General features: G+C 70.5%; 24 protein-coding genes and 2 CRISPR repeat arrays. Of the genes, 13 read left to right on the top strand and 11 right to left on the bottom strand.

Annotation, left to right across the window (positions count from 1 at the left end):
* The first annotated feature begins 171 nt into the window (after nucleotides 1–171).
* Complete coding sequence (locus ACGFSC_RS14075; protein ID WP_359896660.1) at nucleotides 172–1,128, top strand: IS5 family transposase; 957 nt, start codon at nucleotides 172–174, stop codon at nucleotides 1,126–1,128.
* Here the strand turns inward: ACGFSC_RS14075 and ltrA are convergent.
* Nucleotides 1,097–2,527, bottom strand: a complete 1,431-nt coding sequence (gene ltrA / locus ACGFSC_RS14070) for a group II intron reverse transcriptase/maturase (protein ID WP_359896658.1) — start codon at nucleotides 2,525–2,527, stop codon at nucleotides 1,097–1,099. The genes ACGFSC_RS14075 and ltrA overlap by 32 nt on opposite strands.
* A gap of 704 nt (nucleotides 2,528–3,231) precedes the next feature.
* Between ltrA and ACGFSC_RS14065 the strand changes: the two genes are divergently transcribed.
* A complete protein-coding gene (locus tag ACGFSC_RS14065; RefSeq protein WP_359896835.1) occupies nucleotides 3,232–3,612 on the top strand; it encodes a hypothetical protein in 381 nt (126 codons plus the stop codon).
* A gap of 407 nt (nucleotides 3,613–4,019) precedes the next feature.
* On the opposite strand, the gene ACGFSC_RS14060 is transcribed toward ACGFSC_RS14065, so the two are convergent.
* From ACGFSC_RS14060 to ACGFSC_RS14045, 4 genes are all read right to left on the bottom strand, one after another.
* Nucleotides 4,020–4,616, bottom strand: coding sequence for a hypothetical protein (locus ACGFSC_RS14060; RefSeq protein WP_359896656.1), 597 nt, complete (start codon nucleotides 4,614–4,616; stop codon nucleotides 4,020–4,022).
* An 805-nt stretch (nucleotides 4,617–5,421) separates the two neighbouring features.
* On the bottom strand, nucleotides 5,422–5,913 hold the full coding sequence (locus ACGFSC_RS14055) for a DUF4265 domain-containing protein (RefSeq protein ID WP_359896654.1): 492 nt from the start codon (nucleotides 5,911–5,913) through the stop codon (nucleotides 5,422–5,424).
* 1,138 nt (nucleotides 5,914–7,051) lie between these two features.
* Complete coding sequence (locus ACGFSC_RS14050) at nucleotides 7,052–7,423, bottom strand: fic family toxin-antitoxin system, toxin component (protein ID WP_359896652.1); 372 nt, start codon at nucleotides 7,421–7,423, stop codon at nucleotides 7,052–7,054.
* Nucleotides 7,420–7,671, bottom strand: a complete 252-nt coding sequence (locus tag ACGFSC_RS14045) for a plasmid mobilization protein (RefSeq protein WP_359896650.1) — start codon at nucleotides 7,669–7,671, stop codon at nucleotides 7,420–7,422. The genes ACGFSC_RS14050 and ACGFSC_RS14045 overlap by 4 nt, the downstream gene beginning before the upstream one ends.
* A gap of 695 nt (nucleotides 7,672–8,366) precedes the next feature.
* Between ACGFSC_RS14045 and ACGFSC_RS14040 the strand changes: the two genes are divergently transcribed.
* From ACGFSC_RS14040 to ACGFSC_RS14020, 5 genes are all read left to right on the top strand, one after another.
* Nucleotides 8,367–9,569 (top strand): IS110 family transposase, encoded by a 1,203-nt coding sequence (locus ACGFSC_RS14040; RefSeq protein ID WP_392863271.1) that lies wholly within the window; start codon nucleotides 8,367–8,369, stop codon nucleotides 9,567–9,569.
* A gap of 157 nt (nucleotides 9,570–9,726) precedes the next feature.
* The gene (locus ACGFSC_RS14035; RefSeq protein WP_359896649.1) at nucleotides 9,727–10,029 is read left to right on the top strand and encodes a hypothetical protein; all 303 of its coding nucleotides are present in this window, start codon (nucleotides 9,727–9,729) and stop codon (nucleotides 10,027–10,029) included.
* Between the two features lie 147 nt (nucleotides 10,030–10,176).
* Nucleotides 10,177–10,455 carry a hypothetical protein gene (locus tag ACGFSC_RS14030; protein WP_359896648.1) on the top strand — a complete coding sequence of 93 codons (279 nt, stop codon included), beginning with the start codon at nucleotides 10,177–10,179 and terminating at the stop codon, nucleotides 10,453–10,455.
* Nucleotides 10,452–10,793, top strand: coding sequence for a hypothetical protein (locus tag ACGFSC_RS14025; protein WP_359896647.1), 342 nt, complete (start codon nucleotides 10,452–10,454; stop codon nucleotides 10,791–10,793). The genes ACGFSC_RS14030 and ACGFSC_RS14025 overlap by 4 nt, the downstream gene beginning before the upstream one ends.
* A 133-nt stretch (nucleotides 10,794–10,926) precedes the next feature.
* Nucleotides 10,927–11,367, top strand: coding sequence for a hypothetical protein (locus ACGFSC_RS14020; protein WP_359896646.1), 441 nt, complete (start codon nucleotides 10,927–10,929; stop codon nucleotides 11,365–11,367).
* A gap of 318 nt (nucleotides 11,368–11,685) precedes the next feature.
* Here the strand turns inward: ACGFSC_RS14020 and ACGFSC_RS14015 are convergent, their stop codons facing one another.
* The gene (locus tag ACGFSC_RS14015; RefSeq protein ID WP_359896644.1) at nucleotides 11,686–12,795 is read right to left on the bottom strand and encodes a hypothetical protein; all 1,110 of its coding nucleotides are present in this window, start codon (nucleotides 12,793–12,795) and stop codon (nucleotides 11,686–11,688) included.
* 264 nt (nucleotides 12,796–13,059) lie between these two features.
* Nucleotides 13,060–13,393: a CRISPR direct-repeat array (repeat unit 16 nt; unit sequence CGGCTGACCCCCGCGC).
* A 162-nt stretch (nucleotides 13,394–13,555) separates the two neighbouring features.
* On the opposite strand from ACGFSC_RS14015, the gene ACGFSC_RS14010 reads away from it, so the two are divergent.
* Nucleotides 13,556–14,608, top strand: coding sequence for a DUF2075 domain-containing protein (locus ACGFSC_RS14010; RefSeq protein WP_359896642.1), 1,053 nt, complete (start codon nucleotides 13,556–13,558; stop codon nucleotides 14,606–14,608).
* Between the two features lie 314 nt (nucleotides 14,609–14,922).
* Here the strand turns inward: ACGFSC_RS14010 and ACGFSC_RS14005 are convergent, their stop codons facing one another.
* The 4 genes from ACGFSC_RS14005 to ACGFSC_RS13990 all read right to left on the bottom strand — a co-directional run bounded on the left by ACGFSC_RS14005 (nucleotide 14,923) and on the right by ACGFSC_RS13990 (nucleotide 18,013).
* Nucleotides 14,923–15,111 (bottom strand): hypothetical protein, encoded by a 189-nt coding sequence (locus tag ACGFSC_RS14005; RefSeq protein ID WP_359896640.1) that lies wholly within the window; start codon nucleotides 15,109–15,111, stop codon nucleotides 14,923–14,925.
* A 365-nt stretch (nucleotides 15,112–15,476) separates the two neighbouring features.
* Nucleotides 15,477–16,417: direct repeats of the CRISPR family, unit length 29 nt; unit sequence CGGCTGACCCCCGCGCGGGCGGGGAGGAC.
* A 368-nt stretch (nucleotides 16,418–16,785) separates the two neighbouring features.
* A complete protein-coding gene (locus tag ACGFSC_RS14000) occupies nucleotides 16,786–17,025 on the bottom strand; it encodes a helix-turn-helix domain-containing protein (RefSeq protein ID WP_392863418.1) in 240 nt (79 codons plus the stop codon).
* 128 nt (nucleotides 17,026–17,153) lie between these two features.
* A complete protein-coding gene (locus ACGFSC_RS13995; protein WP_359896639.1) occupies nucleotides 17,154–17,723 on the bottom strand; it encodes a sigma-70 family RNA polymerase sigma factor in 570 nt (189 codons plus the stop codon).
* Nucleotides 17,720–18,013 carry a hypothetical protein gene (locus ACGFSC_RS13990; protein WP_359896638.1) on the bottom strand — a complete coding sequence of 98 codons (294 nt, stop codon included), beginning with the start codon at nucleotides 18,011–18,013 and terminating at the stop codon, nucleotides 17,720–17,722. The genes ACGFSC_RS13995 and ACGFSC_RS13990 overlap by 4 nt, the downstream gene beginning before the upstream one ends.
* A 537-nt stretch (nucleotides 18,014–18,550) precedes the next feature.
* Here ACGFSC_RS13990 and ACGFSC_RS13985 point away from each other — a divergent pair.
* A complete protein-coding gene (locus tag ACGFSC_RS13985; protein WP_359896636.1) occupies nucleotides 18,551–18,877 on the top strand; it encodes a hypothetical protein in 327 nt (108 codons plus the stop codon).
* Nucleotides 18,878–19,395: 518 nt separating this feature from the next.
* Here the strand turns inward: ACGFSC_RS13985 and ACGFSC_RS13980 are convergent.
* Entirely contained in the window at nucleotides 19,396–19,764 is a 369-nt protein-coding gene (locus tag ACGFSC_RS13980; protein ID WP_359896634.1) for a hypothetical protein, read from the bottom strand.
* 530 nt (nucleotides 19,765–20,294) lie between these two features.
* Between ACGFSC_RS13980 and ACGFSC_RS13975 the strand changes: the two genes are divergently transcribed.
* The 4 genes from ACGFSC_RS13975 to casB all read left to right on the top strand — a co-directional run bounded on the left by ACGFSC_RS13975 (nucleotide 20,295) and on the right by casB (nucleotide 26,831).
* Nucleotides 20,295–20,489 carry a hypothetical protein gene (locus ACGFSC_RS13975; protein WP_359896633.1) on the top strand — a complete coding sequence of 65 codons (195 nt, stop codon included), beginning with the start codon at nucleotides 20,295–20,297 and terminating at the stop codon, nucleotides 20,487–20,489.
* Between the two features lie 843 nt (nucleotides 20,490–21,332).
* A complete protein-coding gene (gene cas3 / locus ACGFSC_RS13970) occupies nucleotides 21,333–24,170 on the top strand; it encodes a CRISPR-associated helicase Cas3' (protein WP_359896631.1) in 2,838 nt (945 codons plus the stop codon).
* A gap of 265 nt (nucleotides 24,171–24,435) precedes the next feature.
* On the top strand, nucleotides 24,436–26,040 hold the full coding sequence (gene casA, locus ACGFSC_RS13965; RefSeq protein WP_359896630.1) for a type I-E CRISPR-associated protein Cse1/CasA: 1,605 nt from the start codon (nucleotides 24,436–24,438) through the stop codon (nucleotides 26,038–26,040).
* Nucleotides 26,037–26,831 carry a type I-E CRISPR-associated protein Cse2/CasB gene (gene casB / locus ACGFSC_RS13960; RefSeq protein ID WP_359896629.1) on the top strand — a complete coding sequence of 265 codons (795 nt, stop codon included), beginning with the start codon at nucleotides 26,037–26,039 and terminating at the stop codon, nucleotides 26,829–26,831. Before casA ends, casB begins: the two co-directional genes overlap by 4 nt.
* Nucleotides 26,832–26,887: the final 56 nt, after the last annotated feature.

Below are 26,887 nucleotides of genomic sequence, written 5' to 3'. Positions count from 1 at the left end.
CCGGTAGCCACCGGCGGCTAGCGTGAGCAACTGGCGCCCGTGCTCGAGGGAGGACTACCTCTTCACCATCGCCACCAACCGGTACGACGGCTGACCCCCGCAGGCGCGGGGAGGACGTGGCGCCTAGGCCGTGTTTTGGAAGGTCATCCGTCCTGATGTCAGGCTCATCGGATGGGGCGGGGCGATCTGTCGGATGACCAGTGGGCTGTGCTGGAGCCGTTGTTGCCGGTTGCCGGCGTGGGGCGTCCGGCGAGGTCGCGCCGCAGGCTGGTCGACGGGGTTCGGTGGCGAGTGCGGACTGGCGCTCCGTGGCGGGACGTTCCGCCGGAGTACGGTCCCTGGCAGACGATCTACGGGTTGTTCCGCCGCTGGCAACGACAAGGTGTCTGGCAGCGGATCCTGACTGCTCTGCAGGCGAGGGCCGATGCGGCAGGGCTGATCGTCTGGGAGGTGAACGTCGACTCGACGGTCTGCCGGGCCCACCAGCACGCCGCCGGAGCCCGGCGCGACTGGGCCAGTCAGAAGGAGCCGCCGGGTGGCGTGGGCGAGGAGCCCGCGGATCACGGACTGGGTCGTTCGCGGGGCGGCTTCACCACCAAGATCCATCTGGCGTGCGAGCAACTCCAAAGACCGATGTCCCTGCTCGTCACAGCTGGTCAGCGCGGCGACTCGCCGCAGTTCGAGGCGGTGCTCGAAGCGATCCGGGTGCCCCGGAGCGGCCCGGGGCGACCGCGTACCCGTCCGCTTCGGGTGCGCGGCGACAAGGCGTATTCGTCCAGGGTCAACCGGGCTTACCTGCGCAGACGCGGCATCCGGTGCACCATTCCGGAACCGGCCGACCAGATCCGCAACCGCAAGCGGCGGGGCGCCGGCGGTGGCCGTCCGCCCGTCTTCGACCGCGAGGACTACAAGGCCCGCCATGCCGTCGAGTGCGGCATCAGCCGGCTGAAGCAGAACCGGGCGGTGGGTGAGGTCGACTCGGGGCGCCCTGCTGGTGTCTCCACCAGTGGGTTTCCCCGAGCCGCCTCCCGAACCCGGCGTGCCCGTCTCCGGGCACCGGGCTCTCCACAAGCCCCGTTCGGTGTCATTCAGATACTCATACCGCAGTGGGCCACGGGCTCGGGATGATCGTTCCCCGGTATCGGTATCGGGTCGTGCTTACCTTCGCCGGATTGAACAGTTCTCCCTCCTCCGTGGTGGGCCACCAGCCGCCGTCGCAGAAGCGGCGGCGGAGCTGCTTCCATGTGATCCCGGGGTGCTTGCGCCGTATCCATCGAACTACCCGCATCCACGTGTAGTGGCCGAGGTAGCAGAAGGCGACGTTCGAAACCCCTGGACGGAAGTACGCGCACCAGCCCCGCAGCACCTGGTTCAGCCGGTGCAGCAGGGCCGTCAGCGGCAGGCCGACGTTCTGTCGACCGGTCAGTTCCTTCACCTTGGCCGTCACGGAGTGCAATGACTTCCGCGCCGGGTAGGTGTAGATGTACTGCCGGTCCGTGCCCCGCTTCCGGTGGCGCTGGATGCGCCATCCGAGGAAGTCGAAGCCCTCGTCGATATGTGTGATCCTCGTCTTCTCGACCGATAGGCGAAGACCCATCGGTTTCAGCACCTCTGCGACGTCCCCTCGCAGTTCCTCGGCGTGCTCACGGCTGCCCGAGACGAGTACGAGGAAGTCGTCCGCATACCGGACCAGCCGGTAGTTGGGCAGTCCTCGCCGCCGTCTGCGGCGCCGTTCCTCGGAGGTAGCGCCTGCTCCTCCGGGGGCCTGGGCGATGTGCTCGTCCAGGACCGAGAGTGCGATGTTGGCCAGCAGGGGCGAGAGGATCCCGCCTTGCGGGGTGCCGGTGCGGGTGTCGGTGAGGGCTCCGTCCCGGGAGAGGATCCCGGACTTGAGGAACGCCTTCACCAAGGCCAGGATCCGCTTGTCCCCGATCCGGTCCCGGACCCGGTCCATCAGGGCCGTGTGCGAGATCTCGTCGAAGCACGCCGTGATGTCGCCCTCCACCACCCACTCGTAGGAGTGACTGGTGAGGTAGCGGGTCTCGGCGACAGCGTCCTGAGCCCGGCGGTTCGGGCGGAATCCGTACGAGTACGGAAGGAAGTCCGCTTCGAACACCGGCTCCAGCACCAGTTTCAAGGATGCTTGGACCACCCGGTCCGCCACGGTCGGAATACCGAGACGACGGAGTTTGCCGTTCGCCTTCGGGATCATCCGCTCGCGTACTGGAACCGGTCGGAAGCTGCCGTCTCTCAGCTGAGATCGCAGCCCGTCGAGGAAGACCTCGACTCCCTGCCCGGCCTCGACGGAACGGGCGGTCCTCCGGTCCACTCCGGCCGTGCGGGCACCCTTGTTCCCCCGGACCCGATTCCACGCCATCAGGAGGAAGGCGGGGTCGGTCACGAGGTTGAACAGATCGTCGAACCTGCGATGAGGATCATCGTTTGCCCAACGGTGCAGCTTGGTCTGGATCTTCAGTACCCGCAGCTCCGCCCCGAACAGGGCAGACTCCAGTTCGTCGGTATTCACCGGCGACAACCTCCTGACATTCCAGCGTCCTCACTGCCGACTTGCTGGCCCCCTTCCCCATGTGGCCGGCTCTCCCGGCCTCCGAGTACTACGGAGCCTCCGCCCTGCCCGACGGCCATCAGCCGGCGATGGGCCTGCCCTCGGCCGGACTGGAGGCCCGGTGCGGAGGGCGACCGCGGACAGTTCCCACGTTCACCACGGAGTCGATCGACGGGTGAGGTGCCCAGCTCTACCCCGGCAGCATCGCCATACCTACGCCGCAGACATTCGGCGTGGCCTCCCCACCGATAGGTAGATTCGGCTTCGGAGTCGACCACCAGCCCACCGGCAGTCGTGCACTGCATCCGGCCCAGATCCGCCAGGTTGGAGCCGGTGTCGAAATTACGGGGCGTCAAGCACTGGTTCCTCGCGTACACCTTCCCGTCTCGCTAGCCGGACCCGAACCGTCTGGCAGTGCCAGTCCGTCCCGACGTCGTCAGGGCTGCTTACCGTCCGCCTCGGCATCCCCCGAGACGAACTGCCCCCAGCTTCAGCCGGGTTGCTGCGACAACCCGGCGGTGAAGGTCTCTCACCTCACTCGACTTCATGGCGCCTCGTGGCGCACCCACCCGGTTCGACAAACTCGCCGTCCGCTTCGAGGCGGCCGTCCTCGTCGCCGCGATCAACCAGTGGCTGTGAGATCCGACGTGTCGGGCTCGCGTGCCATGCTGGCCGCGAGCCCGGAGCGGGGCGTCGCACGAGGGGAGAGACCGGTGGCCGCTGACTACTACTGCGCCGACAGCGAGAACGGCGACCACATCGACGACCCGTCCGAAGACGCCATCTTCATGCTGGTCGACGACCTCAACGACATCGACAACACGTTCGTCGTCATCCAGCCCGACGAGGACGACCCCGTCTGGTACGTCTCGGTCACCGTCCTCGACGAGGGCGGGTACGAGATCGTCCGCCGCGACGCGAGCCGCCGCGAACACGACGTGATCACCGAGACCAACATCGGCACGATCGCGCGCGACCTCATCCTCTGGCTGGCCGCCCGAAGCTTCCCAGGACGGCCAACCAGATGCACCTTCGGCGCCTTCTAAAACACGGCCTAGGCGCTCCCCGTCCCGACAGTGCGGCTGCCCCCCGCGCTCGCGGGGAGGACCCAGAAGGGCGGCGTGGGCAAGACGACCACGGCCGGCTGACCCCCGCGGACGCGGGGAGGACGTGAGCGCGACGGACTGCCGCTCGACCGGGTCCGGCTGACCCCCTCGCTCGCGGGGAGGACACCTCCGGCGGCTCGCTCGCTGCGGCAACGTACGGCTGACCCCCGCAGGCGCAGGGAGGGCCTGATCGACGACTGCGACCGGCTGGTCGACTACGGCTGGCCTCTGCGGGCGCGGGGAGAACGGCAGAGTCCTTACCGCCGGCGAGGCGTACGCCCGGCCCGGCCACCACAAGAGGGGAACCAAACCAAGAAGGACCGCTGCGGGACAGCTGAACGCAATGCTCAGAGCACCGGATCAGGTGTCTCCGCAAGAACGCCGACGCCGCGCACTCGCATCGCCGCCGTCAGCGCGAGCGGACTGACGCCCAGGGCCGAAGCGATCTCGGGGGCCATGTCGAACGCCCGCCACTTCCACTCCTCCTCGGCCTCATCGTTGCGCGCGCTCCCGTCCCAGGCGGGTGGCAGGCCCATCCGCTCCCGCTCGGCCTGTTCCCGCACAAGCGGTTCCCCCAGTGTGAGGAGCCTGTCGTCGACCTCGCCGGTCTCGCAGTACCGCCGCACCACGACCCCGTGCTCCGCGATCAGCCATGCCGAGCCGTCGTTCTGTGTACCGAAGTAGTACGCCTGCGCCGCTCCGTAGCGGGAGCTGAGATCGACGCACAGACGCAGGACCTCGTCGCTCCTGTCGCTGTTGCACGGATCGCACCACGGGCCGATCACCAGGGTCCAGCCCTCAATCTCAGGACTCACGTACACCCGGGCCAGTCCATCCGGATTGTCCTCCGCCTCGCCGTGGCCGTCCTCGTCGATGACCAGCTCCGCCTCGGCGAACGTCACAGGCACTGGCCGGGCGAGGCCCAGGGCCTCAATGACTCCCACCTGATCCCCGGTCCGTACAGCAATCCAGTAGAGCCAGCACGTCGACAACGGCCTTGGCTGGTCGTCCCTCGCAATCCTCACGACCACAGCCTGCCACCCCGGGACCGCCCGTTCGAAGCCGGATGCCAACCGACAAGCCGGGCGTCGAACCGGGCCACCGATCCGGCTAACCCCCGCGCTCGCGGCGAGGACAGGCTCATCCGCCGCACCGCCGCACCGCCGCACCGCCGCACCGCCGCACCGCCGCACCGCCGGCCGCTGGGGCGGCTGACCCTCGCGGGCGCGGGGAGGACGCCGACCGTCGAGTTCGGGGCGAGTGGTTCGACGGCTGACCCCCGCGCTCGCGGGGAGGACGCGATCTGCTGCTGCCACGACCACAGGGACAGCGGCTGACCCCCGCGCATGCGGGGAGGAGACGCGGTTTGGCTGGACCTCGGTCTTCCGGAGCGGCTGACCCCCGCGCGTGCGGGGAGGACCCGTGAAGCCTGGGCGCTGAAGCTTCGATGGCCGGCTGACCCCCGCGGGCGCGGGGAGGAGGCCGTGCCGGAGCCGCCCAGCACCTGCAGCGCCGGCTGACCCCCACGCTCGTGGGGAGGAGCCACTGGACCTCCTGATCCTGGTCGAGCTGGGCGGCTGACCCCCACGCATGCGGGGAGGACGGCTGCTCGTCCGATTCCGGCTGCAGCTCCATCGGCTGACCCCCGCGGACGCGGGGAGAACCGGGACGCCTTCTGGTAGGCCGTGCAGGAGACCGGCTGCCCCCACGCTCGCGGGGAGAACAAGAAGGTGGGGCTGGTGGGTCGGCTCAGCGTCGTGCGGAGAACGGCATGGCGTCGGCCCATTCCCAGAATGCTCGGCCTTCCGTCACCTCGTGCTCCATGAACTCGAACAGTCGGGAGGCGTCCGTATTCGGCGGGATGTCGACGGCGACGTGACGGTCACCGCTCCATTCGCTCAACAGTCCCGCTGTACTGATCTCGCTCTTGATGCGATCGACTGCCTGGGCCAGTTGTGCCGGGGCCAGGCCTGGGATGAAGAGCAGTCGCAGAACACGGTGCCAGGAGAGGGTGGCCACCTCGGCGACCTCGTCATCGTCCGAGAGGACGACTCGGTCGCCGAGGGCCAGCCCGTAGGTGCGAAACGGGATGCAGGCGATCGAGAAGGTCCCGTCGTTGAGCGGCTTCAGCCACAACTGCTCCTTCTGCCCGTCCAGCCCGAAGGGGGCCAGGTCGGCGTGGGCGATGTAGTTGCTTTGAGCGCGCCCCACCGGGTCGTCGTGGACGATGAACTCGATCACATGCTCTCCTGGCTGATGTCGCTGCGGTGACATGATGCCGCGTCGGCTCGGTCGTGCTGCCAGCGGGGCGTCGGAGTGGCTGCTCAGGGCTGTCTTCAGGTCTGTTCTGCAGCATCAGAGCCGGCGGTTGCGTTGGTGTAGCGGAGGCTGGCCCTGGCACTGAGGGCGAAGACGTGGGCGAGGTGTAGGGGGGCGGCTCCGGTGGCGGCGGCTTCTTCGAGGATGCGGTCCTGCCGAAGCCGGTCGAGGCTGACGGGGGAGCCGTTTGACAAGGGGGTCGAGCCAGAAGGTGCCGACTGCTGTCGTGGTGGTGGCCGTGTTGCGGCTGACCAGGAGGTGGGGGTTGGTGCTGTTGGGCCAGCGGCTGTCCCCCGCGCTCGCGGGGAAGACCGGGCCAGCTCCGCCCAGCTCAGGCCGCGCGCTGGCTGGCCCCCGCGGGCGCGGGGAAAACGGCCTGGCCATCGGCATGGCCATCCCCGTCCACGGCTGACCCCTGCGGGTGCGGGGAGAACTCGAAGATGAAGGCGTAGTGGAGGTCTGCCGGCGGCTGACCCCCGCGCTCGCGGGGAGAACCGCCGCGTCGAGGAACACGGCGACTGGTACCACGGCTGACCCCCGCGCCCGCGGGGAGAACTCACCCTGACCCAGCCACGGCGTGATGACCACCGGCTGACCCCCGCGCCCGCGGGGAGGACGGGGTGCGGCAGGTCATCCACACGGACCACGGCGGTTGACCCCCGCGCTCGCGGGGAGGACAGGCCGACTGCTGCGGCGGTGACCGCAACGGTCGGCTGACCCCCGCGCGTGCGGGGAGGACAGCAGGTCGCGGTCCATCTTCTCGGCGATGGCCGGCTGACCCCCGCGCGTGCGGGGAGGACTGCCGTTGCCGGACCGGCTGACCCCCGCGGGCGCAGGGAGGACTTCACCATTGGAGTCATCGCCATGGCCCGATCCCGTTGACCCCCGCGCCTGCGGGGAGGACGTGCCGGACTCCGCGTCGTAGCTGTCGAGCGCCGGCTGACCCCTGCGGGTGCGGGTGCGGGGTGGGTGTGGTGAGTCGCGCTGCCCGGGTCTTTTGTGCCGGCTGGTTCCTGTGGTGGTCGGGCCGCTTCTGTTGGTGGAGCGGTGTTGGCCGGGTTCAGTGGTACCAGGTGCGGATGGCGGTGGCTGTCTCGCGGATGTCGGCCTGGTCGTCGCGGATGCGGGTGGCGAGTTCGACGGCCTGTTTGGGCTCGGCGGTGACGATGACTCCGGAGGCGGCGAGGTAGGAGGCGGCGACGACAGCAGCGAAGTGCTCGTTGGCGAACTCCAGGGCGGGGACGCGGATGAGTTGGTGCATGAGCGCGGCCGCCCTCTGGTGCACGCCCCCGTACACCGGCACGTCCATCACCTCGTCGACGTGACGGGCCACCGCCGCCGCGATGGTGCCGTAGTCGGTGACGTCCGGATCGGCCCGCAGGAACCGGTGGGCGACATCCAGCAGCCACCCCCGGTCAACGCACAGGATCACGCCGCGTCCGCCGTTCCCGATCGCCGCGAGACGATGCCCTGCGGGTAAGGACCGAACTCCGCCTCGAACGCCGGCCCCCACGCCTGCGAGAAGTGCGCGGCGGCGGTCAGGAATCGTTCGCGCCGCTCGTCCGCTTCCTCCGTCAGGAGCTTGCGCGCGTAGTCCGGCAGGCTCATTCCCACTGCCTCCGCCCGCTGTTCCAGTGCTGCGTGGGTCGTCTCGTCCAAGCGGACGTTCAACTGCTTCATGAAACCAGCGTAGCGTCGCGTACATCACGCTACAACGGTTGCGTTCCCGGCTGCCAACCGCACCGCGGTGGGCGAATGCCTCGACCTGGCCCTCGTCGAGGCCGCCGACCGACTCCCAGACGCCGTGCAGCCACCACAGGGCCGGCTGACCCCCGCGCTCGCGGGGAGAACTGCTGCTGCACGGTGGTGTTCTCCTTCGTCGTCGGCTGACCCCCGCGCCTGCGGGGAGGACGTGCTGACCCACTCCGTGCGGGCAGCCCAGGACGGCTGACCCCCGCGGGCGCGGGGAGGACGTGCCCGCGACGGTCGTCCCGATCGACTCGAACGGCTGACCCCCGCGCTCGCGGGGAGGACCCCGATCAGCTTCGTGTACGCAGGCGGAATCGCGGCTGACCCCCGCGCTCGCGGGGAGGACACGACGCCGACGGCCGTCTCGGAGTCGAGCGCCAGCTGCCCCCCCGTTACCGTCTTCGTGGCTCCGCAATGGGGCTACCGGCCTTCGGGTCCGGCATGACTTCCCCCCTTGCTGTTCATGATCCGGGGGGTGGTGTCACCGGACCCGAAGGCATCGACGGACCGCTGATGAGGGGCTTGAGCACCGGCTTCACCCGAGCCGGAAGAGCTCTCCGTAACGTGGATGTGGCAGCTCGGTGCCCAGGCAAGGCCGGACGAAAGCGTGATGGAGGGGCCTGCACGTGATCGACACCGGCGACATCGACGTCTTCCTCGGCCTGGACGTCGGCAAGGGCGAACACCACGCCACCGCCGTCACCCCGGCCGGGAAGAAGGCGTTCGACAAGCGTCTGCCCAACACCGAGCCCAAGCTCCGCGAGTTGTTTGCCAAGCTGCAGGCCAAGCACGGGACGGTGCTGGTCGTGGTCGACCAGCCCGCCTCGATCGGGGCCCTGCCGCTGGCAGTCGCGCGGGCCATGGGCTGCCCGGTCGCCTACCTGCCGGGGCTGACGATGCGGCGGATCGCCGACCTCTACCCGGGCGAGGCGAAGACCGACGCGAAAGACGCGTTCATCATCGCGGATGCGGCCCGGGCGATGCCGCACACGCTGCGGGCCATCGACGGCAAGGACGAGACGATCGCCGAGCTGGAGATGATCGTCGGCTTCGACGACGACCTGGCCGGCGAGGCGACCAGGGTCGCGAACCGGCTGCACGGCCTGCTGACCCAGATCCATCCGTCCCTGGAACGGGTTCTGGGGCCGCGGTTGCAGCACCCGGCCGTCCTGGCCCTGCTGGAGCGGTTCGGCTCACCGGCTCAGATACGCAAGGCGGGCCACCGACGGCTGGTCACGCTGCTGCGGCCGAAGGCACCGAGGATGGCCGAGCGGCTGGTCGAGGACATCTTCGCCGCGCTGGACGAGCAGACCGTCGTCGTTGTGGGGACCGAGGCGGCCGCGCTGATCGTCCCGAGCCTGGCCGGATCCCTGGCTGCCGTCCTCGACCAGCGCAAGCTGCTGGCCGGGCGAATCGAGGAACTCCTGGAGGACCACCCTCTTTCGAAGGTCCTGACCTCGATGCCGGGAGTCGGCGTCAGGACCGGAGCCCGGATCCTGATCGAGGTCGGCGACGGCAGCACGTTCCCGACCGCCGGCCACCTCGCCGCCTACGCCGGCCTCGCCCCGGCGACCCGGAGCTCGGGGTCCTCCATCCGCGGCGAACAGCCCTCCAGGAGAGGAAACAAGCAGCTCAAACGGGCCTTCTTCCTCTCCGCGTTCGCGGCCCTGAGCGACCCGGCATCGCGGGCCTACTACGACAAGAAGATCGCCCAGGGCAAGCACCACACCCAGGCCCTGCTCTGTCTCGCCCGGCGCCGGGCCGACGTCCTCTTCGCCATGCTCCGCGACGGAACCTTCTACGAACCCCGGCCCGCCGCAGCCGGCTGATCCTCAGCGGCCTCACCACACACGGGACAGTCCCACTCGTCGACCGAGTCCATCACGACCGGATGACCACAGAAGTCGCACGGCCGCACGCTCTCGCCCGCCGACTCCCGAACAGGCACGTCACCACTCATGACAGCCACACTGCCACCCGACCACCTTGACCAAAGACATAGGGGCACCCCCCCGCGCTCGCGGGGAGGACGACCTCGTCGTCCCCGGTACCACGGTCGAGATCTTCGAGGACCCCGACGACTCCCAGCACCAAGGGTTCGTTCAGCTCCAGCACAACGGCAAGCGCTGGCGCCTCTTCTTCTACGCAGGGGAGGAGGAGTGGTTCCTCGACGACTACCCGCAGGACCCCCCCACCACGGTGATGCTGGGACGGTTCCCCCTGCTGGCCTCCCACCCCGCGAAGCTAGCCGAAGCGACCCGCGCCGTTCTGGTTGGGCTGGCGCCGTAGCCGCTCCTGCCTCACCCGCTGCCACAACAACAGCCACGGCGGCCAGCCTTTGCGCGGGGGTTGCCTCTCCGGCTGTTCCGGGGCAGTGGCTGCCCGTATTCACCGGGTCGGCGTACGCTGGCCGCCAGGCAAAGTTCTGGAGGGGTGATGTCCGCGCAGCCGCACGACTTCCCACTGGGGCCGATTGATCGGCGCCGTACGGTCGGTGCCGTCCGCCAGGCCCTGCCCGCCGAACTGCGGCCGGTTTTCCAGCTGGCCCTGGACACGGCCGATCCCGCGGACCTGTTCTCCCTTGTCGGACTGTGGGCGGCGGTCGCGCAGACCGCGGCTGACCCCGTTGCGGCCGAAGCCGCCGAGGCGGTGCGCGCCGGCGAAGCCGTGGTGCACGACCTGGCCGACGTCTTCCCGGCGCTGGCGGCCTGGTGAGCCGGTCACGCCGCTACCGGGTGGTCCTGACCGACACGGCCCGTGAGCAGCTGCGCGGGCTCGACGGCGCCGAGCGGCTGGCCGGGATCCCCTCCGGTGCGCTCGACCGGGAAGCTCTGCGGGCCCTGTTGGCGGAGACGTCGGTCGGGGACCTGCTCGCCGGGCTGGACGACCTGGCGACCGATCCCTACGGCGTGCCGAGCCTCGCTCGCACGCACGCCGCCGAGGACGACCGTGTCGCGCTACTCGGCGTCCTCGCCGTCACCTACATGGTGAGCCCGGACACGGAGCCGCCGGTCATCACCGTGACCGGTCTGCGGACGCCGAAGGGGTACTGAGTTGAGTTGGGCGGGCGGTGGCCGGAGATTCTTGATCACTCTCACGTTGTTCAGGAACACCATGGACCACTGCTCACCTGGCGGCCGAGGCCCCGGTACGCGGAGTGGCGGCAGGACAGGCTAGTTTGCTCGGGTGAGTCTCCTCGATGATGTGGCCGAGCGCGACGGCTGGCGATGCTGGGTGTGCGACGAACCGGTCGACCCCGACAAGTCGGTGAACGACCCCAGGGGCGCCAGCGTTGACAGCCGGACCTCCGACCGGAAGGCCAAGGTCGCCGAGCGGCTCGCGCACCGCGGGTGCAACACCCGCAAAGGCGCGGTCAAGGTGGTCATCGCCTGGCCGGACCACCTGTACGTGGCCGAACCCGCACCGCTGATCACCGTTGCCGCGAGACTGGGGCGCAAGGGGGGCCGCGAGGTGGTGGGCCGTTGCCCGACCAGGCAGGACGCCCAAGAAACGGCGGACTGGCTAGTCGACCGGTTCTCCCGACTGGCACCGGAACTGCCGGTGACCGCCAACATCGAGACGGGCGGCGGCCAGTTCCTCGTCATCCTGGCCACCGGCCGCCGCTGACCGGGGACCACCAGCACACACTCAAGACTGTTCAGGGAGATGCTGCGTTTCGGCACGCCCTACCAGTTACTGCGCGGGGCCCTGGCGGGCCCGGCGAATTCTGGTGTGCTGGTCGACGCCGCGCCCGCGGGGAGAACGCCGGGTTGAGCACCGCGCCGAGATCGCCCGCCGGCTGACCCCCGCGCATGCGGGGAAGACTCGACAGCCACAGCCCGGAAGATCCGGCGGATCTCAGGCTCGAACAGCTCGTCCAATCCGTCCGTCGCGGAGAGCCCAGAGCCGTCATCCGGCCGGCGGGTTCTCCTGGTGTCGGAAGTGTCACCCATCGAATCGCCGCCAATCCAGGTCGAGCTGGCCGAGCGGCCGCAGCGCGCTGCGGTGATGGGCGCCGATCCAGACCTCGATCTCGTCATCGTTCTCCCACCTCGGCGTGACGAGGGCGACGATGCCGGGCCCGACGAGGAAGTCCGTCGGAGCGACCGGGGCCATGAACGGACACAGCGGCACGCGGCGTAGGCAACTCTCCAACATGGGCAGCAACCGCTTGGGGAAGCCATCGGGGAATGCCTTGTAGGGGGCGGTCATCGCGGCCTCGTACAGGGAGAACTGCAGGAGGAACCCACTCAGGGGCTCCTGCTCGGGAACGGGATTGTCCGCCTCGTCAATCCACACCGTCGGGTCCGTGTCTGTAGCGTCGACTTCCCACGGAATCGACCAGTCCCACCCACCCTGGTTCTCAACACCGAAGACGAGATAGCCCGCGGAGCTGTCGGGTTGCACCTGGTCGACCGGCTTGATCCGATTCTGGCCCCCGAGCATGGCTGGGCGATGCTCGGCGAGGCGGTAGAAGCCGGCCAGCGCCGAAGGGACGGAACGAGGTATCTCGCCAGTCGGACGTGGTTGGGCTTCCGGGTGCCAACCCGTGACGAAGAGCTGCAGGGCCCTGCCCGGATCCGTGCCCACGTGGTCGAGCCAGCCGAGACCGGGCAGGGCGGGCGGGCTTGCAGACGGCCGAACCACGGCAAGCAACTCGCGGTTCAACGGCGGATCGATCCGTAGGTGGCAGCTGTAGAGCTCGTTGTCGGCCCACTTGCTCTGCGAATGCTGGACAGGGCCGATGTAGACACAGCGCTCGTCCACCCGGACGAACAGGTGTACCGACCGATCCCGATCTGGCGCTGTGCCTGTGAACGGGGCTCGCCTGGTAAGCCGGGATGCGGCCACCGTAGGCGTCGGACCTTGCAGGCGGAACTCCTGGTCATTCCACACACCGCCGATTGTCGGATCGTCCACAGCCTCCGAGATGATCACCGTCGCCGCCGTCCCGACCACGACCGAGGCCCTCCCGACGGCGAACGCTTGGTACTCCGCTCCCGCGAGGTCGAGCGCCACACTCACATCGACCATGTCCGAACGCGTCAGCGGCATCCGCGGAGTGTATCCGGGAAGCGATCTTCGGAGCCCTCCGATCTCCCCTGGCCAGCAGTACTCGTGAACAGTCCACGCGTGGTGCCACCTGCGGAGCGACGAGCGCGTGTTCGCCTCTCCCGCGTCCACGGGTGTCTCAGCGCCGGGTGAAATCTGGTTCTGGTGGGGGTCACGCTGACCGGTTCCCAGCTGTCGGCGACGGCTGAATTCATTTCACCCGTCGACGACAGACACGGCGCCGACCAGCGGCAGCTCGGTGATCAGCGGCTGACCCCCGCGCATGCGGGGAGGACTCGACGCGGACGTCCGCCCAGCTCTTGGCGCGCGGCTGACCCCCGCGCCTGCGGGGAGGACGGGCGGATCCAGGTCCTGGGCCAGACCCCGAACGGCTGACCCCCGCGCCCTGCGGGGAGGACGTCTTCCCGATCAGCTTGTACCGGGCGGCCACCGGCTGACCCCCGCGCTCGCGGGGAGGACGAATTCCCGGCCCGTGGGCGAGAGCTGAACGCCGGCTGACCCCCGCGCTCGCGGGGAGGACTGGGTGGTGGAGGGCCCGGGCGGCCGGTCTGCGGCTGACCCCCGCGCTCGCGGGGAGGACAGAGATCCTGCACGCCGACCGGTTCGTCCTGCTCGACCAACAGCAGGTCGCTGTCTCCCTGGTCCGCCGCGCGGTGAAGAAGGCACGCGAAGCGGACAGCAAAGAAGTTCTCATCGTCACCGGCGGCCCGGGCTCCGGCAAAGCGTCATCGCCCTGCATCTGATGCGCCACCTCGCCCACGACCGCCACACCGTGGTCCACGCCACTGGATCCAAGTCCTTCACCCGCACCCTCCATCACGCTGTCGGCACCGACAACCCCCGCGTCCGCAAGCTCTTCGGCTACTTCATGAACTTCGCCGACGCCCCCAAGAACGGGCTGGACGCGCTGATCTGCGACGAGACCCACCGCATCCGCGCCCATTCCGTCCGCCACCGCGGCGTACGCCAGATCGACGAACTCCTCGACGCCGCCCGCGTCCCCGTCTTCCTCCTGGACGACCACCAAGTCGTACGCCCCGGCGAGATGGGCAGCCGCAACGCGATTGACCAGGCTGCTGCCGCCCGAGGCCTGCACCCACGCCACATCGACCTCAACGGCCAGTTCCGCAATGGCGGCAGCCGCGCCTATGAACAGTGGGTCCTGGGCCTGCTGCAGCTCACCAACGAGCCCGCGACCGAGTGGACCGACGAGCGGACCTTCCACGTCCGAGTGGTCGACTCTCCCCAGCAGATGGAGGACCTCCTGCAGGCCAAGGAGGCACAGCACCTCACCGCCCGAATCACGGCCGGCTTCTGCTGGCAATGGAGCGACCCGCGCCGGGGCCGTCTGGTCGACGACATTACGATCGGCTCCTGGAGCAAGCCGTGGAACCTGCGCGGTGAGTCCCGCCTCGACGGCGTCCCCCCATCCTGGCTGTGGGCCACCGACCCCGACGGCTTCGGCCAGGTCGGCTGCATCTACACCGCCCAGGGCTTCGAGTACGACTGGAACGGTGTCATCCTCGGAGACGACCTCGTCTGGCGTCAGGACCGCTGGGTCCCCAACCCTCGCGCCAACAGGGACCCCGCGCTCCGCAGTACCGCGCCCGACACCTTCCTCCGCCTGGTTCGCAACACCTACAAGGTCCTCCTCACTCGTGGCATGTCCGGAACCCTCCTGTACTCCACCGACCCCGAAACCCAAGCGCGACTGCGCCAACTGGTTCCGGCTGACCCCCACGCTCGCGGGGAGGCCGACTACTACCCGCCGGTCCACCAGGACCCGTACGGCTGACCCCCGCCTGCGTGGGAAGGACTACGTGCTCGCCGACGTCTCGCCCTTGGGCGCCGGCTGACCCCCGCGCTCGCGGGGAAGACCCCGGCTCCGAGCCCCCGATCTCCGGTTCGCCCGGCTGACCCCCGCAGGCGCGGGGAGGACCGGGGTGTTGGTCACCAGGCACCGCCAACGGTCGGCTGACCCCCGCGGGCGCGGGGAGGACCTCGTACATGTACCTGTCGTGCTGGGCCTCGGCTTCCTACGGGAAGTGGTGTGGTCCCAGGTCGTCTGCTCGGAGGGTGTAGTGCTTCTCGCCGCGTGGAAGTGCCTGATCAAGTCGGCAGACTGAAGCGGGTACCGCAGACAGTAACTATGGTGTCGCCGTAGTTCAGGCCGTTGGGATCATCGGGCCGGTTCGAGAACCAGATCAGTCCCGATGGATCATGGGAGATCATGCGTCGATCGGCAAGGATTGCGGCGGCGGCTTCACCATCAGTGTGGTGGTACAGGATCAGATCCACGGTCCTCCTCCAGGCCATCGGTCCCCACAGTGTCGTAGGCGGGCGCCCCCGACCGGCCGCCACAGATTCCCGTCCTTCCTGCAAGGCGGGGTCCCTGTCAACGCACCGCGGCGGCACTACAAGCCCATGGTGCCGTGCTACCCGCCGGACCTGCGACGCCACACCTGGTACAGCCGTAGAACGTCGACAGGCCACGGTGCGCGAAAAGCTCGGCCGCCGCCCGGCACCGGGTGGCCTGCCCGCTCCAGAACCTGAGGCAGGAGCGGGTGCGGCTGCGCCGCAGCAGTGGTGAGGAGCCCGGCGAGCAGCGGCTCATCGGGCGGGGGTCCCGGTCTACGAGCGCCAGAAGAGGGGGGTGGTGCCGGGCGGCTGACCCCCGCGGGCGCGGGGAGGACGATCGAGGCTCAGACCGTCAACTACATATCAGCGGCTGACCCCCGCGGGCGCGGGGAGGACGCAATCAGGACCGGGTGGGGCGCTCCCCCGGCTGACCCCCGCGCGTGCGGGGAGGACGGCCCGGGCGGGCCCGCGGCGGCCCAGTGCGGCGGCTGACCCCCGCGCGTGCGGGGAGGACGGTGCCGAGGGTGGGGTCGGCCTCGGTCACGGCGGCTGACCCTCGCGCATGCGGGGAGGACCGCCGCGGAATCCGTTTTTCCGTTTCCCAGTTCGGCTGACCCCCGCGCGGGCGGGGAGGACGCGACGACCGGATCGCCGCCCAGCGCCGACTCCGGCTGACCCCCGCACGGGCGGGGAGGACCAGGGCGGCGCCACCCACGGATACCAGGACCGCGGCTGACCCCCGCGCGGGCGGGGAGGACAGAGCCCCGATCAGGCCTGAGCTGGCGGAGGGCGGCTGACCCCCGCGCGGGCGGGGAGGACGGCCGCATCCCCGGGCAGACCACCGTCTACGACGGCTGACCCCCGCGCGGGCGGGGAGGACAGCCGAGGTCAGAGGCTCGGAAGCGTTGTGCGCGGCTGACCCCCGCGCGGGCGGGGAGGACAGCTGAGGTCAGAGGCTCGGAAGCGTTGCGCGCGGCTGACCCCCGCGCGGGCGGGGAGGACGCCGCCGGAAGCGCTGGACGACCTCCGGCGAACGGCTGACCCCCGCGCGGGCGGGGAGGACGGCAGCGGACGGCCCTGCGCCCGCCGCAGCCGCGGCTGACCCCCGCGCGGGCGGGGAGGACAACACCGGAGGCAACACCGTGGGACTCTTCGACGGCTGACCCCCGCGCGGGCGGGGAGGACGCGTCCGTCAGCGCCTCCGCCGCCTTCCGCAGCGGCTGACCCCCGCGCGGGCGGGGAGGACCCTTCGCGAACTGCACCGCTCTGACGGCTTTGCTATTTCTTGACCAGCCTGCCGAGGAGCATCGAGCCGGGCTGGCCTGTTGAGGTGTCAAGGAGCAGCGCCCATCGTGGCAGACGGCCACGACACCGCGCTCCGTGGCCATTTCCGAAGGCCCGGAGGGCGCTTGAGCCCGCGTGGGCGGGCTGCGGCTGACCCCGCGGGCGCGGGCGCTCATGAGCTTCGTCGGCTGGCACGGCTGCCCCCCGCGCTCGCGGGGAGGACATGCGCAGGTCCCGTGCGACCGTCCGGTCCATCGGTTGATCACTGCGTGCCGGGGAGGACTTCACTCGGCGCACCCGACCGTCCGTCTGCGGCTTCGCGGGTGCCGTTCAGTCTGTATACCGGGCGGCATCGTGGGTGTCGAGGTAGGCGAGGGTTGCGTCCAGGGGCACGTACCAGGCCCGGTCGGTACGTACGGCTGGCAGGTCGCCGGAGTGGACCAGTCGGTACACCGTCAGCTTGGACACTCGCAGCAGGGTGGCGGCTTCGGCGATGTCCAGGAACCTGATGTCTTCCGCCGGCGGGGATGTCACCGGGGGGGTGACGGTGGGCCGGGCCGGGGTGCTCATCCAGGCGACCAGCTTGTCCAGTTCCTGCTGGACGAAGGCCTCGCTGGGCTGGGGGACGGCGTTGTGTTCGACCTGGCGGAAGAGCTCCGGGAGGTCGTCGGTGTGGTCGGTGGTGTGCCGGAACATGGTCATGAGGCCTTCCTCTTGTTCGTGGTGGTCTCCGGCCGGAGTTCGCCGACTTCGCGTTCCAGGCGCAGGCGGGCCCTGTGGAGCTGCACCCGGACGGTGGCCGGCGAGATGCCGAGGCTGGCGGCGATCTCGGCAGGGTCCAGGCCTTGGTGCCAGGTCAGGACCGCAACCGTGCGTTGGGCCGTGGGCATGGCCTGGATCGCCGCCCAGCAGCGGTCGAGCGCGGCGCGGGCCACGGTGACGGTGGCCGGGTCGTGCGGGGCGGTGGTGTAGAACTCGCACACGTCGACGCGCAGCTTGTCGAAGGTCGTGTCTCGGCGGATGTTGTCGACGTGCTTGTGGTGGCACACCGTCTTGAGCCACGCGACCTGGCCGTCCAGCGGGCGGGTGCCGACTTCGTCCCATGTGAGCGCGGCCTGGTGGAAGGCGTGCTGGACGAGGTCGGGCGCGTCGGATCGGTCGGCCAGCATGGTGGCGAAGCGCAGGATGTCGCGGTACGTCGCCCGGTACAGGGCGGTGACGGCGTCGGCGACATGCGCCGGGATCCGCCGGTTCTCCGTCTCGGTCATACGGCCCCCTGCTGCTCGTTCGCGTCTGGTGTTTCCCCGGCCGGTCGGGTACCGACCTGGACCCGCATACCGGGTCCGCCCATCCCGCTCTCCTGTTCCACGACGGTGCCCAGCGGCGACCGCTCGACCAGTGCGACCAGGGTGCGTCGGCGCTGCCACTCGGCCAGCAGTCGCACGGTCACCCCCAGGGCCCCGAGCAGGGCCAGCACGATCCATGGCGGCTGAGTGCCCAGCGCCACCAACGGCACCACCGGGGTCCAGCCGAGCAGTTGCGTTACCTGACGCTTCATGCCCAGTAGTCGAACGACAACGCCAAACCGTTTACATCTGCGCGAAAAAATGTTATGTACTCTCAGGTAGCAGCGTCTTCCCACCCCCAGTCACAGCGACGGCCAGCCCCAACGGAGGGCGCGGGCCGCCGCATGGTCCGATACCTACGCCTTGGCGCTCTGTCCGCGTCCAACCCCCGCGGGTGCGAGGAGAACCGCCAGCCACCGCGCGAGCGTCGCCGGCTGACCCCCGCGGGCGCGGGGAGCCGCTGGCATGACCTGCGCACGGATTGGTCTCCACGAAGACGGCGACCCGGAGTTTCTTGACGTGCTGCTGCAGGAACTCGCCCACAGATAAGCCCGGCAACAGCCCCACAGCCCGGTACTCCTGCAGCTTCGGGAGTACCGGGCCTATATGTGCGCCGGCCCACAGCCGCCAGCATCAGGACACCCGAGGAGGACCGGAGCGGCCAAGAGCAACGAGGCTGTCCCGAGGCGCAGGCCGCTTCCTGGGGACGGGCTCTCGATACGCTTGGCCTCCCCGGACCAGGAGTCGACATGATCGAGTTCGAGTCGTACTGCGAGGCTCTGCGCCAACGGGTTGAAGAGGCGCGCGCTGATCCGTCGTCGGACAGCCCGTTCGACCTGGCTGCAATCATCCGGATCCTCGACCTCTACGCGGCGGCGTCGACCCGCGCCGAGATGGAGAACAACCTGCTGAGCGGCTGGGCGGTCAACTTCGACATCGACTTCCCGATGCCGAGCGAGAGCGGCATACGAACCCTGCTCCCCGGTCTCCGCGCAGCCATCCTCCACCTGTACAACGGGTTCGCCACCGATGAGGAGCCGCCCGCGCGGCACCTGTATGGCGTGCCGAACGACTGATCCTCAGCCCACCACGTCTTTCCTGCTCATTGTCCGGACAGCGGACAGATTCAAAGCCCCCTCATTACATCCGTCATCAACCGCAGCTGCACCATCGGCTGACCCCCGCGCGTGCGGGGAGGACGCCCGGGTCACACGGATCAGGAAGTCGCCGGACGGCGGACCCCCGCGCTGGCGGGGAGGACCCCGAGGACCTGCGCACGGTGGTCCACCTCCGGGGCTGACCCCCGCGGGCGCGGGGAGGACGGGATGCGGACCGCCGGCGAGGAGGGCGAGGCCGGCTGACCCCCGCGCGTGCGGGGAGGACGCGCGGATCCGCGCAGGGTCGCCGCCGCCCTCCGGCTGACCCCCGCGCGTGCGGGGAGGACGATCGGCTGACCCGGGCCCGGTGGTCCATCGGACGGACCACCGGCTCCACGAGCGTCGATCCGGGGCCGGAGGTGTCCGGCCCCGGATAGCAGAAAGGGCAGACCGTATGGTCTGTCCCAGTTGATGCTGGCCGGAGGACCGGCCAGGTGCTACTTGCGGCGCGCCCGGCGAAGGGCGAGGCCCCCGACGACCAGGGCCACGACCAGGGCCACGCCGCCGCTGATCCCGCACACCGCCGGAGCCAGGCCGACCCACGCGGTCGCCCCCATCACGCCCCCTCCGAAGACCAGGCCGACCATGAAGTTCACGCCCACCGCGATCGCGGTGTTGATCGGCGAACCCTCGGCGGTCCTCGCGGTGACCTCGAAGGAACCGTTGAACGGGTCCATCGCCACCCCGAACGTCTCCATCGCGGGGTCGGTCCGCAGGGAGAACGGCTCGTTCGACAGGTCGGTGACCTTCAGCTCCGCCCGCGGCTGCTGCTTGTGCTTGTTGCGCTGCGCCATGTGTTCCGCCATTCGACCTCGTTCCTCGCGACCGGCTCCCGGCCGCGTTCCGCTACCCGTCCACCTACCGGTTGCGGTATCCCAGGGGGGAGTCTATCAGTCGAACGCAAGCACTCATCAGGTCGATGTGCGGTCGAACCGCATACGGTAACTGTAAAGTCTGCTTGACAACCTACCTTTTTCACCTGTCTAATCTCTGCATAGAACCTGTCTGGTGGATGCTTCTGACACACAGAGGATCACCGCGCAGCGCTTCGTCATGCTGCTGCAGCGGCAGGCGAAGCAAAGACGAGAGGGACCTGGACGCCCCGGGGGAAGAGGGGGCTGCCAGACACGAAGGAAGAGGCATGCCCATCGCCACGGGCATGCAGCAAGGAAAAGGCATGCCCATCGCCACTGGGCATGCGTAGCGCAGGCCCCGCCACCGGGCAGCGGTGTACGGGTCTGCCTGACAGGGAGAGGTAGTCATGCCCAAGAGCGCTGGAATGAGTGTCGACGGTGGACGTCCAGCCGGCGGGCGGGGCGCGAGCCCCACGGAGCGCGTGACCGTCAACCTGACCGCACGGGCCTCCAAGGCCCTAGAAGAACTCGTCGAGCTGACCGGCGATAGCAAAACCGACAGCATCAACCGAGCGCTGTCCGTCTACGCCTACATTGAGCGGATCACCCGCAACGGCGGAGCCGTCTTGGTGCGCGAGGGGATCAACGCGGAGCCCAGGCAACTGGTGATCTTCTGAGAGGCCCCGTCTACTGCCACTGACCCGCGCCCGCCCCGAACCGACATGATCGTCCCGCTACCCAGGTATCCCAACGCCAGCAGGACATCATCGCCATTCCGGAGCCGCGAGTTCACGTTGCGACATCCGCCCATCCCGCATTTTGCAACGGAGCACCACCCCCGCGATCGTCCTGCGGTTCCCCGTCCCACGGGAAACCGCGGGGCGATCGGTCGTTTCCGGCTCCGGACGGCCCGGTGGGCTGAACGGCTTTCGGCTGACCCCCGCGCGTGCGGGGAGCACGCTGACCTCCAGGCCTACTACAGCAACCGCGCCGACTGCCCCCGCACTCGCGGGGAGGACCCGGGCGGCGCCGTCCAGGCCGCCGTCGGCTGACCCCCGCGCGTGCGGGGAGGACTCGGCCGTGCCGATGCCCAATTCTTTGGACGCTGGCTGACCCCTGCGGGCGCGGGGAGGACGACACCACCCGCGTGAACTCGCGCCGCTTCTCCGGCTGACCCCCGCGCGTGCGGGGAGGACTCGCACCGGCCGCGGCCGCCAGACGCCGGACCGGCTGACCCCCGCGCGTGCGGGGAGGTCTGTACTCCTCGGCCGTTCTGCGGGCCGGGCCCTGTTCGCCGAACGGTGTCGCCGGTCTCAATGATGCGTTGGGCAAAGGGGTGGTGTGAACGCAGCCCCGCCTTGCGTCGACGGGTCAGGGGGTGGCTTGTCAACCTGTGGTCTGCGGGCAGAGGGCGGGATTCTACCGGGTAGGCCGGGGCGGGTGTGCGGTTTCGGGGTAGTCAGCCTAGCCAGAGGCTGGGGCAAGGGCTGTTGTCGGTATCGGGTGATAGTCCACAGAGCATGGTTCTCGACGAGGGCGCAGGACAGTCACCGGACCCGCGGTTGTGGGGCAAGGAGAGCGGGCTGCCGGCCGAGTATCCGGTGATCTGTCACCTGCTGGACACGGCGGCGGTCGCGGTGGCGTTGTGGGATGCGGTGCTGCACCCGCAGGTCCAGAAGCGGCTGGCCGAGGCCCTGGGTGTCGAGGTGGACGAGGCCCGGAGGATGGTGGGGTTCTGGGCCGGTCTTCACGACGTCGGGAAGATCACCCCCGGGTTCCAGGTGCAGGTGCCCGGCGCGTTCGGCCGGCTCGCCGACGAGGACCGGTACGCCGCCGGGACCGACGGCGCGGGCGGGGTGGGGGAGCGGCTGCGGCATGAGGTGGCGACGCACTGGGCGCTGGTGGAGTTCTTCGAGGAGTGCGGCTACCCCCCGGTGGGCCGGCTGGTGAGGAAGTCCGCGGCCCACCAGATCGCGCAGCTGCTCGGGGGACACCATGGCTGCTACGGGTCGGTGCTGGAGGCGCGGAAGCTGGCCGATCCGTCCGGGTACCAGCCCGGGCTCGGGGCGGGGCCGGGCTGGCGGGAGCAGCGGTTGGTGCACGCCCGTGTGGTGCGGCGGGTGACGGGGGCGTGTGGGGTTCCGGTGGGGGTGTTGCCGGGGTGGGCGGCGGTGGTGGTGACGGGTCTGGTGGTGGTGGCGGACTGGTTGGCGAGTCAGGTGGAGGTGATCGTCGGTCGGATCCCGTCGCTGGGGTGGGTGGCGGACGAGGAGGCGTTGGGGGCGCATTACCGGGTGGTGGTGGGGGCGGCGCCGGGGTGGGTGCGGGAGGCGGGTTTTGGGCGGGCGGTGTTTCCGGCGAGGTCGTTCGCGGAGCAGTTCCCGGGTTTTCGTGAGGCGAATCCGCTGCAGAAGAGCATTTCGGAGGATCTTCCGGGTCTGCTGTGGGGGCGGGAAGGGGTGGGGGGTTCGGGGTTGGTGCTGGTGACGGCGCCGACGGGGGACGGGAAGACGGAGGCGGCGTTGCACGCGGCGTCGGTGCTGGCGCGCGGGTCGGGGGCGTCGGGGTTGTTCGTGGGGTTGCCGACGATGGCGACGGCGGATGCGATGTTCGGTCGGGTCGGGGAGTTCGCCGACGCGAATGTGGTGGGTGAGCGGGCGCTGGTGCTGTTGCACAGCATGGCGTGGCTGGGCGTTGAGCGTGAGCACGGTGGCGGGGGGCCGGTGCTGGCCGACCGGGAGGCCGGGCGGTGGTTGCGGACGGGGCGGCGGGGGATCCTCGCGCCGTTGGGGGCGGGGACGGTCGACCAGGTGCTGGCCGGGGTGCTGCCGCTGCGGTACAACGTGCTGCGGTTGTTCGGCCTGTCGGGCAAGGTGCTGGTCGTCGACGAGGCGCACGCGTACGGGCCGTGGATGCACAGCCTGCTGGTGCGGCTTCTGGAGTGGCTGGGCGCGTTCGGCGCGCCGGTGGTGCTGCTGTCGGCGACGCTGACGGGCCGGGCGGCGTCGTCGCTGGTGAACGCCTACCGCCGGGGTGCGGGTTTCCTGGAGCCGGCGATGGTGGAGCCGTGCTACCCGGGGTGGCTGTTCGTGGACGCGGGCTCGGGGGAGGTGGCTGTGCCGCGGAAGGTCGGCAGCGGCCGGGAGCGGACGCTGCGGGTGGAGCGGCACCCGGTGCGGTGGGACGTGCGGGAGGATCCGGGGAAGCCGCCACCGGCCGGGGGTCGGCGGGCGGTGTTGCGGGAGCTGTTGGCGCCGGTGGTCGACGGCGGCGGGTGCGTGCTGGTGTGCTGCACGACGGTTGCCGAGGCGCAGGCGACGTACCGGGATCTGTGTGAGGCGCTGCCCGGGCTGGCGGCGCGTGAGGGGGGCTTGCGTCTGCTGCATTCGCGGTTTCCGGCGTTCGAGCGGCAGCGGATCACCACCGAGTGCGAGGCGGCCTACGGCAAGCCGAAGCGGGACCCGGAGGGCGGCGTGGTGCGGCCGGGTTCGGTGCTGGTCGCCACCCAGATCGTCGAGCAGTCCCTGGATCTGGACTTCGACCTGGTGGTGTCGGACCTGGCGCCGCTGGCGCAGTTGCTGCAGCGGGCGGGGCGGGGCAAGCGCCACGGCCGGAAGGTGCGGCCGGTGTGGAGCGGGGCGGTGGACGAGCCGCGGCTGGTGGTGCTGGAACCGCTCGGCGACGACGGTGCGGTGTGTGTGCCGCGTAGTTGGGGGACGGTGTACGACGCGTCGCTGCTGCGGCGCACCAGTGTGCTGATGGCGGAGCCGGGCAACGAGGCGATCGCGGTTCCGGGTGATGTGCAGCGCCTGGTGGACGCCGTGTACGCGGACGATTTCGGTGAGGGCCTGGAGGAAGCTGCGCGGCGTGAGCTGGCGCGGATGGATGCCGAGCGGGTGGCCTCGGCCGTGGCCGAGGGGCAGCTGGCCGAGTGGACGACGGTGTGTGCGCCGTTCGACGTGCGAGGCGACCTGTCCGTGCTCAGCGAGCGCCCGGTGGCCGAGGAACTGCTGACGACGCGCCTGGGCGCGGACAGCGGCCGTGCGGTGTGCGTCTACGTGCGGGCCGGCGGGGAGCCGGCGCTCGACGCCGACGGCAGGATCCCGCTGCCGGGCAACGGCGGCGGGATGCTGCGGCGTGAGGACGTCGAGCGGATCGTGCGGCACACAGTGCCGGTTCCCGGCCGGTGGCTGAATGGAAGGGGTGCCGAGCACGAGGTGCCGCGCTCATGGGGAAAGCGGCCGGTGCTGGCCGACCTGGTGCTGCTGCCGATGCGCCTGGACGGGCAGGGCCGGTGGCGGTGCCGGCTGGGAGAGAGGGAACTGGAGATATCGGAGGTGGGACTTTCCGAGATCTAGCCACCTCGTGTACGTACGTGTCGCTAGGTTGGGTGCACCGGATCCCCGGGGCCGTCGAACGGCCCGTCGGGGCAGGGGTGTTGCCCGATTCCGCCCGCCGTGGGCCGCCGGCCCGCGGCGCCGCCTGGGCGCGGCCGCCGCGTCGTCCTGTCCGTATCCGCCTCACCGGAGGCCTCTTTTGCCGTCCGCACCACCCGTTGGCTCCGCGCCACCACTCCTGCCAGCCCCGTCGGCACCAACCGGATCACCGGTCCCGCCGCGGCCCGTGTACAACCTGTTCGACGAGCCGTGGATCCCCGTCCGCTGGCGCGACGACGTGCCCACCGGCGACAACGAACCACCACGCCCTGGGGCGGTGGGTCTTCGCCTGCTGCTGCTCCACGCCCACGAGATCGAGCAGATCGCCGTGGCTCTCCCGCCGGCGCTGTCGGCGCTGTACCGCATCCTGTACGCGATCACCGCCCGCCTGACGGGCCTGGACGCGGCCTTGCCCCGCCCCGGCGACACCCGGGCCGAAGGCGAGGACTGGTCGGAGCGGCGGATCGCGCTCGCCGACGACGGGCGCTTCGACCCGGACGATGTCGAGAAGTTCGCGGCGGCGTGGCGGCACCGGTTCGACCTGTTCGACTCGCAGCGCCCGTTCCTGCAGGACCCCCGGCTCGCCGAGCAGTGCGACCCGCACAACACCGCCGGGGTGGACAAGCTGGTCACCACCCGCCCGTCGGGCAACAACCACGCCTGGTTCCGGCACGTCGACAGCACCGCGCCCGACCTGCCCTCCAGCGCGGAGGCCGTCCTTCACCTGCTGGTCTGGCACTACTACGGGCCGTCCGGCCGCTGCTCGAGCCGTACCGTCAACGGCACCAGCACGGCCAACAGCAAGGCCGGGCCGCTGCGCAGCACGCTGTCCTACCACCCGGAGGGCGAGTCGCTGTTCGTCACGCTGCTCGCGGGCCTTCCCGAACCCGGGGCCGCGGATCGCCGGGAGGAGGATCTGTGCCCGTGGGAGTGGGCGCAGCTTCCGGACCCGGGTGGTGTGCCGCCGGTCCTGGCGGGGCGGTGTTCGGAGCTGACGGCCCGTTCCCAGCACGCGGTGCTGCTGGTTCCCGACGGTGGTGGGCAGCGGGTGCGGGACGCGTTCATCACCTGGTCCTCTCTCCACAAGATCCCCCGGGACGGGGACCCCTACCTGATCTGGCAGACCAGCAAGGAGGGCAACGCCTACCCCCGCCCGGCCGACTCGGGGCGCGCCCTGTGGCGGGACCTGGACGCGCTGCTGCTCAAGGAGCCGGCCGGCGTCGCCCGGCCGCGCCGGCCCCGGGTGTTCTTCACCGCGGTCGAGGTCTCGGAGTACCTGCGGGTGCGGGCGCTGGGCTTCGAGCAGGACGGCCAGGCCAAGGACGTGCAGTTCGTGGACGCCACCACCCCGCCCGTCGTCGAGTTCGCCGAGGAGCGGGACGGGTCGCTCGCCGTCGAGGTCGGCCGGCTGCGGGCGCTGGGGGAGCGGTACGGCGTGCGGCTGGAACGGGCGGTGAAGAAGGCCTGGGCTGCGTTCACCGACGCCTCCAAGGTCCGCGACTGCGCGTGGGCGGCGGACGCCGCGGCCCGGTACTGGCCGGCCGCCGAGGAGGAGTTCTGGAGACGCCTGGGGGCCCGCGACTTCGAGGGTGCCGCCGCCGCGTTCCGCAGCGTCGCCGAACAGGCCTACGACACCGTCACCTACAAGGCTCTCGGTACCGCGCGCGGCGCCAAGGCCTGCACCACCGCCCGCCTCGAGCTGTACGGCGGGCCCGCCAGGAAGGCGGCCAAAGCCCCCGGCGGACAACGAAAGACCAGCGAGCGCTCCAGCAGGAGCACGGAGGACCAGTGACCGACACCACGACGATCCCCGCCCCCACCCCGCCGACGGAACCACCCACCGCCTCGAACCGCGCCGCCGTGCCCCCGCCCGGCCGCGCCCGCGCCTTCACCGCCTGGATCGACCGGCGCAGCCACGACGACCCCGGCGTCCGGTCGGCACTGCGCCGCGGGGTCGGCAAGCCGGTGGACAAGGCTCCGTTCATGCACCGCTACGTCGCGGCGTGGCTGAGCGAGGAACAGTTGCGCGACCGGGACGTGGAGCGCGCGCACTACACGGTGGCGGCACTGATCGCCGCACAGCGCCGCGACCAGTACGCGGCCGCCGCGGGCGGCACCGGACCCGCCGAGGCGGCCGGGAACGGCGAGACCGGTGCCGACAGCAAAGACGGCGAGGCCGACGGGGCCGGCGGGGGCAGTCCGCAGACAGACACGGCGGTCCGGCCGGGCCGCAGTCTGGGCCGGTCGCTGGCCGACGGCGTCGCCGCCGGGCTGCGCGAGGCGTCGGTGGAGACCAAGCTCAACCTGCTGACCCGCCAGAGCGTGGAGGGGCTGCACCGGCACCTGCCCGCCGCGGTGCGCCAACTGCGCGAGCGCGGCGTCGACGTGGACTGGGCGCAACTGCTGGTGGACCTGTGCCGGTGGCGACGGCATTCGGGCGCGGTGAAGCGGCGGTGGCTGCAGGACTACTACCGGGCGGTGCAGGCCGGTGAGGAACGGGCCGCGCGCGAGGCGGACAAGCGCGACAGCGAGACCACCGGCGCCGGCACGGACGCCGTGGGGGAGGCGAACGACCGGACCTGACCCCCTCGGGCGACGAGTGACGCCCGCCTCCCCGCTGCCACACCGAATTCCCACCA

Source organism: Kitasatospora sp. NPDC048715 (assembly GCF_043198905.1).
Taxonomy (GTDB): domain Bacteria; phylum Actinomycetota; class Actinomycetes; order Streptomycetales; family Streptomycetaceae; genus Kitasatospora; species Kitasatospora lactacystinica.
This window is presented reverse-complemented; position numbering and strand designations above follow the sequence as displayed.

Coding starts and splice junctions, on each gene's coding strand:
- ACGFSC_RS14075 (WP_359896660.1), top strand. CDS start 172: ATGGGGCGGGGCGATCTGTCGGATGACCAGTGGGCTGTGCTGGAGCCG.
- ACGFSC_RS14065 (WP_359896835.1), top strand. CDS start 3,232: ATGCTGGCCGCGAGCCCGGAGCGGGGCGTCGCACGAGGGGAGAGACCG.
- ACGFSC_RS14045 (WP_359896650.1), bottom strand. CDS start 7,671: ATGAAGCAGTTGAACGTCCGCTTGGACGAGACGACCCACGCAGCACTG.
- ACGFSC_RS14030 (WP_359896648.1), top strand. CDS start 10,177: ATGTCCGCGCAGCCGCACGACTTCCCACTGGGGCCGATTGATCGGCGC.
- ACGFSC_RS14015 (WP_359896644.1), bottom strand. CDS start 12,795: ATGCCGCTGACGCGTTCGGACATGGTCGATGTGAGTGTGGCGCTCGAC.
- ACGFSC_RS14010 (WP_359896642.1), top strand. CDS start 13,556: ATGCGCCACCTCGCCCACGACCGCCACACCGTGGTCCACGCCACTGGA.
- ACGFSC_RS14000 (WP_392863418.1), bottom strand. CDS start 17,025: ATGAGCACCCCGGCCCGGCCCACCGTCACCCCCCCGGTGACATCCCCG.
- ACGFSC_RS13995 (WP_359896639.1), bottom strand. CDS start 17,723: ATGACCGAGACGGAGAACCGGCGGATCCCGGCGCATGTCGCCGACGCC.
- ACGFSC_RS13990 (WP_359896638.1), bottom strand. CDS start 18,013: ATGAAGCGTCAGGTAACGCAACTGCTCGGCTGGACCCCGGTGGTGCCG.
- ACGFSC_RS13985 (WP_359896636.1), top strand. CDS start 18,551: ATGATCGAGTTCGAGTCGTACTGCGAGGCTCTGCGCCAACGGGTTGAA.
- ACGFSC_RS13980 (WP_359896634.1), bottom strand. CDS start 19,764: ATGGCGGAACACATGGCGCAGCGCAACAAGCACAAGCAGCAGCCGCGG.
- cas3 (WP_359896631.1), top strand. CDS start 21,333: ATGGTTCTCGACGAGGGCGCAGGACAGTCACCGGACCCGCGGTTGTGG.